The organism is Brevundimonas sp. (genome assembly GCF_046295595.1).
GTDB lineage: Bacteria > Pseudomonadota > Alphaproteobacteria > Caulobacterales > Caulobacteraceae > Brevundimonas.
On record NZ_JBKBMX010000002.1, the window covers coordinates 148,663 to 161,385 of the forward strand.

Sequence of the window (12,723 nt, forward strand, 5' to 3'; positions counted from 1 at the left end):
AGCGGGCCGCGTCAACCGAAGCCGTCTCAGTCGAGGGCGTAGACGACGCAGGCGCGATCGGTCAGTTCGCGCAGCGGCGGCTGCAGGGCCAGACGAGCGGATTCGATCTCGGCCTCGGACGGCGCCATGCCCGGAGCCGGCGGCGGCGGCGGCGGCGGTCCCCCCATGCGGGAAGCGGTGACAACGATGTCGCTGGCGTCGACGTCGGTGGCGAGGCCGCCCGAGCCGTAGGAGGGCCAGCCGGCCAGCACGTCCGTCTCGCAGCCGCGGCCGGTGGGATCGATGACCTTGACCTCGCCCAGCGTCGCGCCGGCGTTGCCCGCAGCCTCGCGGGCCCGACGCGCCGCGTCCTTGACCGCCTCGCCCTGCAGCCAGGTCTTCAGCGCATTGTCCGGCTCGAGGTGGAAGGAGACCTGTCCGATCGAGGTCGGCCGGGAAGCGACGACGGTGGCGTAGACCCGTTCCAGCACCCGTGTGTTGCGGACGGTGACGCTGATCGTGGCGTCGGCCTGATAGCGTTCGATCTGGTCGGACCGGGCGTTGTCGCGCAGGACGCCGTTCTCGTCGCGGTACTGGTCATAGAGCGGGCGGGTCGACAGGGTGGTCTCGACCCGGACGACCTCGACTCCGTAGTCGGCCAGCGCTTGGCCGAGGGCGCGAACCTGGTCGGCGGCCTTGCGCGAGGCGTCGGCGGCGGTGCGGTCGACCGACTGGAAGCTGGCGCTGAAGTTCGACCGGTTGGCGGCGACCTGGGTGCGGACCTGGCCGATCGAGGCGATCACCGGCTCGCGCATCCACCACGGAGCGGGGACGTACCGCTCGCCGATGGTCGCGGGCGGGGTCTGGGCGAGGACGGGGGCGGCGGTTGCCGCGGTCGCGACAGCGAGGGCGGCGGCGATCAATCGGTGCATGACAGGCTCCTTGGCGGGTCCGCACAGTGCCCGCGAAACCCTGATCGGTAAATCGATGGACCGGCAATCGTCAGACCTCGTCAGCCCTATGGCAGCTATAAGAAAAATTGATCGATCTGTCGCGGCGCCACTCATTGACATTGTGCAGTGCAAACGCCAATTCGCACCTGCGGCGCCGCTCCCCCGGCGCTCCAGAGATTCCCTCTTTCAGAACCATCAGGAGAACAGCGCATGCTGGGCGTCGGACAAAAACTGCCGGACTTCAAGATCACGGGCGTCAAGCCGGGCTTCAACAGCCACGAAGAGAACGGCGTCTCGGCGTTCGAGGCGCTGACCCAGGACAGCTTCGAGGGCAAGTGGAAGGTCATCTTCTTCTATCCGAAGGACTTCACCTTCGTCTGCCCGACCGAAATCGCCGAGTTCGCCTCGTTGGCGCGTGACTTCGACGACCGCGACACCGTGGTTCTGGGCGGCTCGACCGACAACGAGTTTGTCAAACTGGCCTGGCGCCGCGACCACGCCGACCTGAGCAAGCTGCCGATCTGGCAGTTCGCCGACAACGGCGGCAAGCTGGCCCGCGCCCTCGGCGTTCTCGACGAGGAAGAGGGCGTCGCCCTGCGCGCCACCTTCGTGGTCGACCCGCACAACATCGTGCAGCACGTCTATGTCACCAACCTGAACGTGGGCCGCGCCCCGGCCGACACCCTGCGTGTCGTCGACGCCCTCCAGACCGACGAGCTGTGCGCCTGCAACCGCCCGGTGGGCGGCGAGACGCTCGCTGCCTAACGGCGGCGAACCGTCTCCAAACTTCGACAGGCGGCGGCGGAAGTCGCCGCCTGTTTCGTTTCCAGAACTGATTTTTCGAGGACCTCCCATGTCGATCGACGCCCTGCGCGACCTCATTCCCGCCTACGCCAAGGACATCTCCCTGAACCTCGGCTCGCTGGCCTCCGAGACGGTGCTCAACGACCAGCAGAAATGGGGTTGCTTCCTCGCCTCGGCGCACGCCATCGGCGTCGCGCCCGTGGTCAGGGCGATCGAGGCCCAGGCCGCGACCGTGCTGACGCCCGAGGCGCTGAACGCCGCCAAGTCGGCCGCCGCCATCATGGGCATGAACAACATCTACTACCGGTCGCTGCACCTGATGAAGAACCAGGAGTACACGACCATTCCGGCCCGGCTGCGGATGAACGTCCTTGCCAATCCCGGCGTCGACAAGATGGATTTCGAGCTCTGGTCGACGGCGGTCAGCGCCATCAACGGCTGCGGCGCCTGCCTCGACGCCCACGAGGGCGAACTGCGCAAGCATGGCGTGCCGGCGACCCAGGTCCAGGCGGCGCTGCGCATCGGCGCGGTGGTTCATGCGGCCAGCCGGATCGTCGCTTCCGAGACGGCGCTGGCCGGCTAGCGCCGAACCGCATTCGTCAAGCGCGATCGAAGGTCAGGGGCGCGCCCCAGAACTGGCTGACCAGATCGGACTGCGGCCCGGGCTGGCCGGAGGTCAGGAAGTCGCGCCGGCCGGAGCCGCCCAGGGCGTATTCGGGATGGCGGTCGAAATAGCGGTCGAGGGCGTCGGCGACCGCGGTCGGCTGGTGGATCACCGGCGTGCCCGGCGGCAGGGCGGCGGCGAACAGGTCGGCGACGATCTCATAGTGGGTGCAGCCGAGGATGGCCTTGTCCGGGTGGCGGCCGATGCGGCGTCGCAGGGTGTCGACGTGGTCGTTGACCACCACGGTCAGCTCCTCGGCCGGGGCGCCGAGCTCGATCAGGCCGGCGAGGCCGGGGCAGGGCTCGGAGAAGACGGCGAGATCCTCGCGCCGCTTGTCGATCTCGATCTCATAGACCCGGCTCATGGCCGTGGCGGCGGTGCAGAACACGCCGGTGATCTCCAGCGCCTCGATCTTGTCGCCGCGCCGCTCGGCCTCATAGGTCCACGGCAGGCCGGTGGCCGCCTCGATGGTCGGGACGATGATGCCCAGCACATTGACCGGGCGGCCGTGGCGGGCGCGGGCCTCGGGCACCCAGGTCTGCTGCAGTCGGCGCAGGGCGATGGCGCTGGCGGTGTTGCAGGCCAGGACGATGACATTGGCCCCGGCCTCGAACAGCCGCTCGCAGCCGGCCCGGGTCAGATCGACGATCTCCTCGCCGGCGCGCCCGCCGTAGGGGGCGTTGGCCTGGTCTGCGAGATAGACGAAGTCACGGTCGGGAAAGCGCCGCGTCAGTTCGCGGTGCACCGTCAGACCGCCCACGCCGGAGTCGAATACGCCTATGGCCATGCGGGCCTGTTAGCGGTGCGGCCCTTTGTCGTCCACGCCCAAGATTACCGCCCGTTCATGTGACAGTCAGCGCCAACAGGGCCTAGGTAACGCCCAACGCCCAGAAACGACGGAGGCCTGTCCCATGCATCGACGCCAACTTCTCATCGCCGGGGGCAGCCTGTTCGCCCTGTCGGCCTGCGCCTCGAACGGCATGGAGACCGGCGGCGGCGCCTCGGCCTCCGGCCTCGCCGAAGACGCGCGCATCGCCCGCGCCGTGTTGCCGGCGCAGACGCCGCGCGCGGCCCTGCTGCAGCCCTGGACCGGGCCGTATGAAGGCGTGCCGCCGTGGGACAAGGTCTCCGCCGCCGGGCTGCGGGAGGCGATCCTGGAGGGCATCGAGCTGCAACGGGCCGAGATCCTGGCCATCGCCAACAACCCCGAGCCGCCGACCTTCGCCAACACCCAGGTGGCGCTGCAGATGGCCGGCGAGCCGCTGGACCGGGCCCTGGCCCTGTTCGGGGTGATGACGCAGAACATCGGCTCGGACGACTACCAGGCCGTCGACACCGAGGTGTCGCCGCTGCTGTCGGCCGCGGGCGACGAGATCACCTTCAATGAAAAGCTGTTCGCCCGCATCAAGGCCGTGGCCGACGGCGCCGCGGCGGCCGGGCTGAGCGCCGAACAGAGCCGTCTGGCCGAGCGTAGCCGCGACGCCTATGTGCGCAGCGGCGCGGCGCTGGACGCGGCGAAGAAGGCCGAGTTGGGCCGGATCAACACCGCCCTGTCCAACGCCTTCACCCGCTTCGGCCAGAAGGTCGTCGCCGACGAGAACACCTTCACCCACATTCCGGCCGAGGCGGGCGTGGCCGGCCTGCCGGCGTCGAACAAGGCGGCGGCCGCCGCCGCGGCGCGCAGCCGCGACCTGGGCGGCTTCGCCATCGTCAACACCCGTTCCAGCGTCGACCCCTTCCTGTCGTTCGCCGACGACCGGGCCCTGCGCGAGCAGGTGTGGCGCAAATTCGTCAATCGCGGCGACAACGGCGACGCCAATGACACCAACGCCACCATCGCCGAGATCGTGAAGCTGCGGGCCGAACGCGCCCGCCTGCTGGGCTTCGGCAATCACGCCGAATGGCGAATGCAGGACACGATGGCGAAGACGCCGGCCGCCGCCATGGATCTGATGATGCGGGTCTGGGCCCCGGCCACGGCGCGGGTCGCTGAGGAGGTCGCCGACATGCGCGCGATAGCCGGTCACGACATCGAGCCGTGGGACTATCTGTATTTCGCCGAGAAGGTGCGGAAGCAGAAATACGATCTCGATCAGAACGAGCTGAAGCCGTATTTCGAGCTGAACAACGTCAAGCGCGGCGCCTTCCATATGGCCGAGCGGCTGTACGGGTACGCGTTCACGCCGCTGGCGAAGGGGACGGTTCCGGTCTTCCATCCGGACGTCGAGGTGTTCGAGGTCACGAACAAGGCCGACGGCAGCCACGTCGGCCTGTTCTACTCCGACGACTTCGCCCGCTCGGGCAAGCGGTCGGGGGCGTGGATGACGACCTACCGGTCGTATTCGACCTATGACGGCGTCGACAATGTGCTGGCCTCGAACAACAACAACTTCATCAAGGCCGAGGGCACAAACCCGATCCTGATCTCGCTGGACGACGCCACCACCCTGTTCCACGAGTTCGGCCACGCCCTGCACTATCTGTCGTACCGGATCACCTATCCGGCGCTGGGCGGCACCCCGCGCGACTACGTCGAATATCCGTCGCAGGTGCATGAGCACTGGGTGCTGAGCCGGCCGATCCTCGACGGCTTCATGAAGCATGTGGAGACCGGCCAGCCGATGCCGCAGGCGCTGGTCGACAAGGTCGAGGCCGCCGCCACCTTCAACCAGGGCTATGAGACGGTCAGCTATCTGTCCTCGGCCCTGGTCGACATGGACCTGCACACCCGGGCCACGCCGCCGGCGGACATCGACGCCTTCGAGCGCGAGAGCCTGGAACGCTACGGCATGCCGAAGGAGATCGTGATGCGGCACCGCCTGCCGCAGTTCAATCACCTGTTCACCTCGGACGCCTATTCGGCCGGCTATTACAGCTACCTGTGGTCCGAGGTCATGGACGCCGACACCTGGGCCTATTTCGAGGAGTCGGGCGACGTCTTCAATGCGGACATCGCGGCGCGCTACAAGGCGATCATCCTGTCGGAGGGCAACACCACCGACCGGGCCGAGGCCTACCGCCGCTTCCGCGGTCGCGATCCGGACGTGACGGCGTTGCTGAAGGTGCGGGGTTTCCCGGTCTCTTAGGGCCCTATCGCCCTTCGGGCTGCTGGAGGGCGCCGCGCGGAGCGCGGGTGTAAATGAAGGGGCCGACGGAGGGATCCGTCGGCCTTTTCCTCACCCGCTGTTGCGCAGTCCGGCGGCGACGCCGTTGAGGCTGAGCAATATGCCCTCGCGGACGCGGGGGTCGTCGTCGCCGGCGCGGCGGCGGCGGATCAGCTCGATCTGCACATGGTTGAGCGGTTCGACATAGGGCATGCGCAGGCGGATCAGCCGGTCCAGCTCGGGCTGGCCGGCCAGCAGGGCGGTCTGGTCGGTGATCGCCAGCACCGCCGCATGGGTGCGATCCCATTCGGCCTGGATGGCGGCGAAGATCCGCTCGGCCAGGGCCGGGTCGGGGACGAGGGCGGCGTAGCGGCGGGCGATGGTCATGTCGGCCTTGGCCATGACCATCTCCATGTTCTGGATCAGGGTGCGGAAGAAGGGCCAGTCGCGGGCCATGGTCCGCAGCTCGTCCATGTCGCTGCCCTGCACCGCCGAGCCGAAGCCGAACCAGCCGGGCAGCATGACGCGCGACTGGCTCCAGCTGAACACCCAGGGGATGGCGCGCAGGTCCTCGATCGCGGTCGAGGCGGTGCGCGATGCCGGGCGCGAACCGATCTTCAGGTCCGCGATCTCGGCGATCGGGGTGGCGGCGCGGAAATAGTCGACGAAGCCGTCGGTCTCATAGACCAGGGCCCGGTAGGCGGCCATCGAGGCGCGCGACAGGGCGGCGACGGTCGGACCGTGGCGGGCGGTGAAGGTCTCGTCGACCGGCGGCTTGAGCGAGGCCAGCAGCACGCCGCAGGTCAGGGCGTCGAGGTTGCGCCGGGCGACGTCGGGTTCGCCGTATTTGTTGGCGATGACCTCGCCCTGTTCGGTGACGCGGATGCGGCCGGCGACCGTGCCCTGCGGCTGGGCGACGACGGCGGCGAAGCTGGAGCCGCCGCCACGGCCGACCGCGCCGCCGCGGCCGTGGAACAGCTGCAGCCGCAGCCCCGCCGCATCGGTGACCTGCAGCAGCGCGCGCGAGGCCTCGTGCAGCTCCCAGGTCGAGGTCAGGTAGGAGCCGTCCTTGTTGGAGTCGGAATAGCCGATCATCACCTCCTGCACGCCGCGGGCGCGGGCCACGGCGAGGGCGGACGGCTCGCGCAGCAGCCGTTCCAGCGTCGGCCGCGAAGCGCGCAGGTCGTCGATGGTCTCGAACAGGGGCGCGGCCTGGATCGGGCAGGCGGCGGGGTCCTCGGGGCGGTAGAGGCCGACCTCGCGCAGCAGCAGATAGACCTCCAGCAGGTCGGAGGCGGCGTCGGTCTTGGACACCACATGGGTGCGGATCGCCTGCGGCCCGAACAGGCGCAGGGCCTCGGCCGCCGCCTCGAGGATACGGCGTTCCTTCAGCGTCTCGTCTTGATAGGTCGCATAGGGGCTGAACAGCGGGCGGCCCGAGGCCAGCTCGGCCGCCAGCAACCCAAGCCGCGCCTCCTCGTCCAGCGCCAGATAGTCGGGGCAGACGCCGGCGACGCGGAGCAGGTCGGCGACCACACGTTCGTGGACGTCGGCGTTCTGGCGCAGGTCGAGGGTGGCCATGTGGAAGCCGAACACGTCGACGGCGTTGACCAGCCTGGCCAGTCGGTCGTCGGCGAACACCGCCCCATGGTTGGCGATCAAGCTGTCGCGCAGCACCGCCAGATCGGCGCGGAAGGCGTCCGGCCCGGCGTAGGGATCCGTGACAAAGGAGGGCGCGCGCGGCGCCGGCTGGCCGGTCAGCACCGGATGGGTGGCGGCGAGGCGGGCGTAGATCTCGCTGAGCGCGCGACGATAGGGCTCGTCGGCGCGGTGCGGCGAGCGGTCGCCCGAGGCGCCGGCGAGGGCCTCCAGCGCCGGAGAAACATGACTCATCGAGCCCGACAGGCTGAGCTCGGCGCCGAGCGCATTGACCTCGTCCAGATAGTGGCGGAGCGCGGCGCGGGCCTGGGTGCGGAAGGCCGCCGACAGGACGGCGCCGTCGACATTGGGATTGCCGTCGCGGTCGCCGCCGACCCAGGTGCCGATGCGGATGAAGGGCTCCAGATCGGGCGCGTCCAGCCGCTTGCGCCAGTCGGCCAGCTGGTCCGGGGCGACGCGCAGGAACACCCGCTCGAGGAAGGAGACGACGGTGTCGATTTCGTCCTGCACCACCAGCCCGGCCTGACGCACCAGCCGGGTGGTCCACAGGATGATGGTCTGCCGCCGCAGGCCGGTCATCAGCACCTCGGGCGAGCAGGCGAGATCGTTCTGGTCGCAGGCGTCGAGCAGGTCGGACACGGCGGCGATGCGGTCGATGACGCTCTTGCGCCGGACCTCGGACGGGTGGGCGGTGAGCACCGGCGAGATCAGGGCCCCGGACAGCAGGTCGCGCGCGGCCGTGTCGGAGACGCCGGCCTCGGACAGCCGCTGCAGGGCGCCCTCGGGGGTGTCGGCGCGGGCCCCGGCGGCGGTCTGTTCGCGGGCGCGGCGCTTGCCGGCCCGGTCCTCGGCGACATTGGCCAGCAGGGAGAAGACGGCGAAGCCGTGGGCGAGGCCGACGGCGTCGTCCAGCGACAGCTCGCCCAGCAGTTTTTCCAGCCGGGCGGCGTCGGCGGGACCGGCGTCGCGGTGCCAGGCCACCGAGGCCTGACGCACGGCCTCGATGCGGTCGTAGAGATCCTGCCCGCCCTCGTCGCGGATCACCTCGCCGAGCAGCCCGCCCAGCAGGCGCACTTCGTCTCGCAGTCGGTCGTCGGCGGCCTGGATCATGTCGGTTCCCGGGGAGAGCGGTGGGCGAACCATGCCCGTGTCGTTCCGGCTTGGCGAGCGCGCGACGGGGCGAGGGGGAGCAAATCCGGTTTCAGCGGGTTGGTCTCCCTGAAAGGAGAACCATCATGGAAGCATTCCCCTGGGGCATCGTCATCGTCGGCGGCCCCCTCCTGCTCGGCGTCGCCGTGGTCTGGGCGATGATGCGTAGCCGCAAGGCCTCAAACCAGGCCGATCCGCACACGCCGTCGGACGATCCGTCGAAGGGCATGTAGCCGGCGGGCGCCTCGTGCCGCCGCCTGCCTTGTCTTGGCCCCGCTTTTCCGCCATAAGCCGCCGCTTCCGACGCAAGTGAACCTCGCGTCTCCACCTGCACGACACCCGATCCGTCGGGACGAGGCAGGCGAGAACCCCCCGCCGACGTGATCGTCGCCGGGGGCTGTTGTCGTATGGAGCCGCGTCGCCTGCGCCAACAGAGGTTGTGAATGTTCGAGGCTCTGAACGAGCGGCTGACAGGCGTCTTCGACCGGATCACCGGGCGCGGCGCCCTGTCCGAGAAGGACGTTTCCGAGGCGATGCGCGAAGTCCGCGTGGCGCTGCTGGAGGCCGACGTCGCCCTGCCGGTCGTCAAGGACTTCATCGCCTTCGCCACCGAGCGCGCCACCGGCGAGGACGTCATCCGTTCGGTCAAGCCGGCCGATCAGGTGGTCAAGATCGTCTATGACGGCCTGGTCGAGATGCTGGGCGGCGAGGAGCCGACCCCGATCAACCTGAACGCCACGCCGCCCGCCGTCATCCTGATGGCCGGCCTGCAGGGCTCGGGCAAGACCACGACCTCGGCCAAGCTGGCGCTGCGGCTGACGAAGTTCGACCGCAAGAAGGTCATGATGGCCTCGCTGGACACGCGTCGTCCGGCGGCCATGGAGCAGCTGCAGACCCTCGGCAAACAGATCGAAGTGAGCACCCTGCCGATCGTTGCCGGCGAGTCGCCGATCCAGATCACCAAGCGGGCGCTTCAGTCGGCGAAACTGCAGGGCTTCGACGTCCTGATCCTCGACACCGCCGGCCGCATTACGCTGGACGAGGCGCTGATGGCGGAGGTGGCCGAGGTCGCCGCCGTCGCCAAACCGGTCGAAACCCTGCTGGTCGCCGACAGCCTGACCGGTCAGGACGCGGTGCGCACCGCCAAGGCCTTCCACGAGCGCCTGCCGCTGACCGGCCTGGTCCTGACCCGCGCCGACGGCGACGGGCGCGGCGGGGCCATGCTGTCGATGCGCGCCGTCACCGGCCTGCCGATCAAATACATCGGCGCGGGCGAGAAGGTCGATGCGCTGGAAGTGTTCGACGCCCGCCGCGTCGCCGGCCGCATCCTCGGCCAGGGGGACATCGTCGCCCTGGTCGAAAAGGCGTCGCAGGAGCTGGACGCCTCCAAGGCCGAGGCCATGGCGCGCAAGCTGGCCAAGGGCCAGTTCGACCTCAACGACCTCGCCGCCCAGCTGCAGCAGATGAAGCGGATGGGCGGTCTTCAGGGCATCATGGGCATGCTGCCCGGGGTGGCCAAGATGAAGAACCAGATGGCCGAGAGCGGCGTCGACGATCGCATGATCGCGCGTCAGGAAGCCATCATCGGCTCGATGACCAAGGCCGAGCGCAAGAAGCCCGACCTGCTGAACGCCAGCCGCAAGAAGCGCATCGCCCGGGGCGCGGGCGTCGAGGTCCAGGAGATCAACCGCCTGCTGAAACAGCACCGCCAGATGGCCGACATGGTCAAGTCCATGTCCAAGGGCGGCGGCAAGGGGCTGAAGCAGATGGCCGCCATGATGGGCATGCCCGGCATGGGCGGCGGCGGCGGGGCCGACATGGCCCGGCTCAAGGCGCTGGGGGGCGGCCGGATGCCGGAACCCTCGGCCGACGAAATGAAAGCCATCCAGGACCGGCTCGCCGGCCTGGGCGGCGGACAACTTCCGGGGGGCCTTCCGGGCCTGCCGGGCTTCCCCACCAAGAAATAGACCGACCAAAGAAAGAGACTGAAAATGCTGAAGATTCGTCTGGCCCGCGGCGGCGCCAAGAAGCGCCCGTACTACTATATCGTCATCGCCGACTCGCATTCGCCGCGCGACGGCAAATTCATCGAGCGGGTCGGCACCTACAATCCGATGCTGCCGCGCGACGGCGAGCAGAAGCGCGTGACGCTGAAGACCGACCGGATCACGGAATGGCTCGCCAAGGGCGCCCAGCCGACCGATCGCGTGGCCCGCTTCCTGAGCCAGGACGAAGCCTTGGCCGACAAGGTCAAATGGACCCAGTCGAACAATCCGAAGAAGGCCGAGCCGGGCAAGAAGGCCCAGGAACGCGCCGCCGAGCGGGCCCAGCGCGAAGCTGACCGCGCCGAGGCCGAAGCCGCCGCCAAGGTCGAAGCCGCCGAAGCCGCCGAGCGCGCCAAGGAAGAGGCCAAGGCCGCTGCCGAAGCCGCCAAGAACGCCCCGGCCCCGGAACCGGAAGCCGCCGCCGAGGAAGCTCCGGCCGAGGCCGCCGCTGAAGAGGCTCCGGCCGCTGAAGCCGCTGCTGAAGAAGCCCCGGCCACCGAAGCGACCGAAGAAGAGAAGACCGAAGCCTGACGGCTCCGGTTTCCGCTTTGGCGGAATGAGACGATCGGAAAGCAGCGTCCGGACGCCCGGGCGCTGCTTTTCACTTATTGGGATGCGCCTGTCGCGCTTCGCGCTACTTGAGGCGCGGGATCAGAACGAGGCGGCCATGACTACCGACAACACGCTCATCCTCGTCGCCCAGATCGCCGGCGGGTTCGGGGTCAAGGGCGAGGTGCGGGTCACGGCCTATACGGCCGATCCGATGGCGCTGATGTCCTATGGCCCGCTGCTGCGCGCCGACGGCTCGGTCGGCCTGACGCTGATCTCGGCGCGGCCGGAGAAGGCCGCCGTGGTCGGGCGGGCGAAGGAGATCACCACGAAGGAACAGGCCGACGCCCTGCGCGGGCTGAAGCTGCACATCCGGCGCGACCGGCTGCCGGAGCCCGATGAGGACGAATTCTATCTGACCGATCTGGTCGGGTTGGAAGCGCGCGACCCCGAGGGGGTCGTTCTGGGGACCGTCAAATCGGTGCAGAATTTCGGGGCCGATGACATGCTGGAGATCGCTCCGGCGGCCGGCGGCCCGACCTGGTACCTGCCGTTCACCAAGGCGGCCGCGCCTGAGGTTCACCTCGCCGACGGCTGGCTGCTGGCCGTCCGGCCGGTCGAGGTTGGAGAACGCGAGCCGGACTGAACCGGAGCTGTTGCGGCGCGTTGAGCCGGTCCATTCACAAGGGACGCGCGTCATGAGCATCTTCAGTTCGATCTGGGACCGGATCCGGGGTCACAAGCCAAAGGCGGCGCCGGCTCCGCAGACCAGCCCCTCGGCGGCCCCGGCCGCGCCCGCCGCCCGGGTGGCCGCCGCGCCCGTCGATGTCGAGGCCGTGCTGGTCTCCATGGCCGAGATGAAGGGCGAGAGCGCCGGCAACTGGCGCACCTCGATCGTCGACCTGCTGAAGCTGCTGGGTCTCGACTCCAGCCTCGAGGCGCGCAAGGACCTGGCCCAGGAGCTGGGCGTCAACGCCGGGCCGCACGGCAGCGCCGAACAGAACATCGCCCTGTCGAAGGCGGTCTGGCGCAAGCTGGCCGAGAACGGCGGCCTGGTGCCGGACTCGCTGCGCGACTGATGCGACCGCCGACGGCTCCGCAGGCCGGAGCCGTCGGCGCGACGCGGCGTTCAGCCCGGATGCCCTCCAGCGTCATCCGCCGCTTCAGCTATGACGAGCCGCGTCGCTGCCTGCGCGTCACCTTCGTCAGCGGCGAGGTGTATGAGTACGACGGCGTGCCGCCCGAGGTGAACGCCGCCTTCCGCGAGGCCTTTTCCAAAGGCCAGTTCTTCGGGCCGAACATTCGCGACCGATACCCGTTTCGCCGGATCGAGCGGGATTGGCGCTGCGGGTGAGGGCCGCTATCGCACCGTGGCGAACCATGCCTATGGTGGCGCTTCATGATCGATCGGAGAGACTGGATGCGCCGGACCCTTCTCGCCCTTGTGGCCATGACCGCCATGGTCGCCGGTTGCCAACAACCCGCCGATGCGCCCGCGGCCGAGCCGGCGGAGGCCACGGCGCTGGCTCCGGCCCCGGAAATGCCGGTCGACGCCCCGCCGCAGGAGGAGGTCGATCCCGTCGTGGCCGCCGGCGGGGCGGCTGGCTCTTGTCTCGCCGAGATCGGCGCCGAGGCCTCGGCGAAGCTGGTCGAGCGCTGCATCATGGTCAGTCCGGCGACCCGGCCGCCGTGCAACAGCGCCAATCCCTGCGCCATGATCCAAGGCGAGATCGACCGGTCGTGCGCCATGTACAAACCGGACGAGCCCAAACCCTCGCAGTGCGGCGCTTAACGGTTCCTAGAGCCTGAGCGCCCAG

Annotated in this window: 13 protein-coding genes; 10 read left to right on the top strand and 3 right to left on the bottom strand. The window is 69.3% G+C overall.

Features of this window, described 5'->3' with window-relative positions:
- Positions 1-26: 26 nt before the first annotated feature.
- Positions 27-911 (bottom strand): SIMPL domain-containing protein, encoded by an 885-nt coding sequence (locus ACK4JY_RS01940; protein WP_409602512.1) that lies wholly within the window; start codon positions 909-911, stop codon positions 27-29.
- A gap of 231 nt (positions 912-1,142) precedes the next feature.
- Here ACK4JY_RS01940 and ACK4JY_RS01945 point away from each other — a divergent pair, with 231 nt between their 5' ends.
- Entirely contained in the window at positions 1,143-1,697 is a 555-nt protein-coding gene (locus ACK4JY_RS01945) for a peroxiredoxin (protein WP_409602513.1), read from the top strand.
- An 88-nt stretch (positions 1,698-1,785) separates the two neighbouring features.
- Positions 1,786-2,319, top strand: coding sequence for a carboxymuconolactone decarboxylase family protein (locus ACK4JY_RS01950; RefSeq protein ID WP_409602514.1), 534 nt, complete (start codon positions 1,786-1,788; stop codon positions 2,317-2,319).
- Between the two features lie 16 nt (positions 2,320-2,335).
- Here the strand turns inward: ACK4JY_RS01950 and ACK4JY_RS01955 are convergent, their stop codons facing one another.
- Positions 2,336-3,187, bottom strand: coding sequence for a glutamate racemase (locus ACK4JY_RS01955; protein ID WP_409602515.1), 852 nt, complete (start codon positions 3,185-3,187; stop codon positions 2,336-2,338).
- Between the two features lie 124 nt (positions 3,188-3,311).
- On the opposite strand from ACK4JY_RS01955, the gene ACK4JY_RS01960 reads away from it, so the two are divergent.
- Complete coding sequence (locus tag ACK4JY_RS01960) at positions 3,312-5,486, top strand: M3 family metallopeptidase (protein ID WP_409602516.1); 2,175 nt, start codon at positions 3,312-3,314, stop codon at positions 5,484-5,486.
- Between the two features lie 90 nt (positions 5,487-5,576).
- On the opposite strand, the gene ppc is transcribed toward ACK4JY_RS01960, so the two are convergent.
- Positions 5,577-8,273 carry a phosphoenolpyruvate carboxylase gene (gene ppc, locus ACK4JY_RS01965; protein WP_409602517.1) on the bottom strand — a complete coding sequence of 899 codons (2,697 nt, stop codon included), beginning with the start codon at positions 8,271-8,273 and terminating at the stop codon, positions 5,577-5,579.
- 125 nt (positions 8,274-8,398) lie between these two features.
- Here ppc and ACK4JY_RS01970 point away from each other — a divergent pair, with 125 nt between their 5' ends.
- From ACK4JY_RS01970 to ACK4JY_RS02000, 7 genes are all read left to right on the top strand, one after another.
- The gene (locus tag ACK4JY_RS01970; RefSeq protein WP_409602518.1) at positions 8,399-8,545 is read left to right on the top strand and encodes a hypothetical protein; all 147 of its coding nucleotides are present in this window, start codon (positions 8,399-8,401) and stop codon (positions 8,543-8,545) included.
- Between the two features lie 210 nt (positions 8,546-8,755).
- Positions 8,756-10,279: a signal recognition particle protein gene (ffh, locus tag ACK4JY_RS01975; RefSeq protein ID WP_409602519.1), complete on the top strand. Its 1,524-nt coding sequence runs from the start codon at positions 8,756-8,758 to the stop codon at positions 10,277-10,279.
- 24 nt (positions 10,280-10,303) lie between these two features.
- Positions 10,304-10,888 (top strand): 30S ribosomal protein S16, encoded by a 585-nt coding sequence (gene rpsP / locus ACK4JY_RS01980; protein ID WP_409602520.1) that lies wholly within the window; start codon positions 10,304-10,306, stop codon positions 10,886-10,888.
- A gap of 136 nt (positions 10,889-11,024) precedes the next feature.
- Positions 11,025-11,552: a ribosome maturation factor RimM gene (gene rimM, locus ACK4JY_RS01985; RefSeq protein ID WP_409602521.1), complete on the top strand. Its 528-nt coding sequence runs from the start codon at positions 11,025-11,027 to the stop codon at positions 11,550-11,552.
- Between the two features lie 52 nt (positions 11,553-11,604).
- Positions 11,605-11,985: a DUF3597 domain-containing protein gene (locus tag ACK4JY_RS01990; protein WP_409602522.1), complete on the top strand. Its 381-nt coding sequence runs from the start codon at positions 11,605-11,607 to the stop codon at positions 11,983-11,985.
- A complete protein-coding gene (locus ACK4JY_RS01995) occupies positions 11,985-12,260 on the top strand; it encodes a KTSC domain-containing protein (RefSeq protein ID WP_409602523.1) in 276 nt (91 codons plus the stop codon). The genes ACK4JY_RS01990 and ACK4JY_RS01995 overlap by 1 nt, the downstream gene beginning before the upstream one ends.
- A 66-nt stretch (positions 12,261-12,326) precedes the next feature.
- Positions 12,327-12,698, top strand: coding sequence for a hypothetical protein (locus ACK4JY_RS02000; RefSeq protein WP_409602524.1), 372 nt, complete (start codon positions 12,327-12,329; stop codon positions 12,696-12,698).
- Positions 12,699-12,723: the final 25 nt, after the last annotated feature.

What these genes read in the sequence shown, in the direction of transcription:
- ffh (WP_409602519.1), top strand. Translation starts at nt 8,756, where the DNA reads ATGTTCGAGGCTCTGAACGAGCGGCTGACAGGCGTCTTCGACCGGATC.
- rpsP (WP_409602520.1), top strand. Translation starts at nt 10,304, where the DNA reads ATGCTGAAGATTCGTCTGGCCCGCGGCGGCGCCAAGAAGCGCCCGTAC.
- ACK4JY_RS01970 (WP_409602518.1), top strand. Translation starts at nt 8,399, where the DNA reads ATGGAAGCATTCCCCTGGGGCATCGTCATCGTCGGCGGCCCCCTCCTG.
- ACK4JY_RS02000 (WP_409602524.1), top strand. Translation starts at nt 12,327, where the DNA reads ATGCGCCGGACCCTTCTCGCCCTTGTGGCCATGACCGCCATGGTCGCC.
- ppc (WP_409602517.1), bottom strand. Translation starts at nt 8,273, where the DNA reads ATGATCCAGGCCGCCGACGACCGACTGCGAGACGAAGTGCGCCTGCTG.
- ACK4JY_RS01960 (WP_409602516.1), top strand. Translation starts at nt 3,312, where the DNA reads ATGCATCGACGCCAACTTCTCATCGCCGGGGGCAGCCTGTTCGCCCTG.
- ACK4JY_RS01940 (WP_409602512.1), bottom strand. Translation starts at nt 911, where the DNA reads ATGCACCGATTGATCGCCGCCGCCCTCGCTGTCGCGACCGCGGCAACC.
- ACK4JY_RS01955 (WP_409602515.1), bottom strand. Translation starts at nt 3,187, where the DNA reads ATGGCCATAGGCGTATTCGACTCCGGCGTGGGCGGTCTGACGGTGCAC.
- ACK4JY_RS01945 (WP_409602513.1), top strand. Translation starts at nt 1,143, where the DNA reads ATGCTGGGCGTCGGACAAAAACTGCCGGACTTCAAGATCACGGGCGTC.
- ACK4JY_RS01950 (WP_409602514.1), top strand. Translation starts at nt 1,786, where the DNA reads ATGTCGATCGACGCCCTGCGCGACCTCATTCCCGCCTACGCCAAGGAC.
- ACK4JY_RS01995 (WP_409602523.1), top strand. Translation starts at nt 11,985, where the DNA reads ATGCGACCGCCGACGGCTCCGCAGGCCGGAGCCGTCGGCGCGACGCGG.
- rimM (WP_409602521.1), top strand. Translation starts at nt 11,025, where the DNA reads ATGACTACCGACAACACGCTCATCCTCGTCGCCCAGATCGCCGGCGGG.
- ACK4JY_RS01990 (WP_409602522.1), top strand. Translation starts at nt 11,605, where the DNA reads ATGAGCATCTTCAGTTCGATCTGGGACCGGATCCGGGGTCACAAGCCA.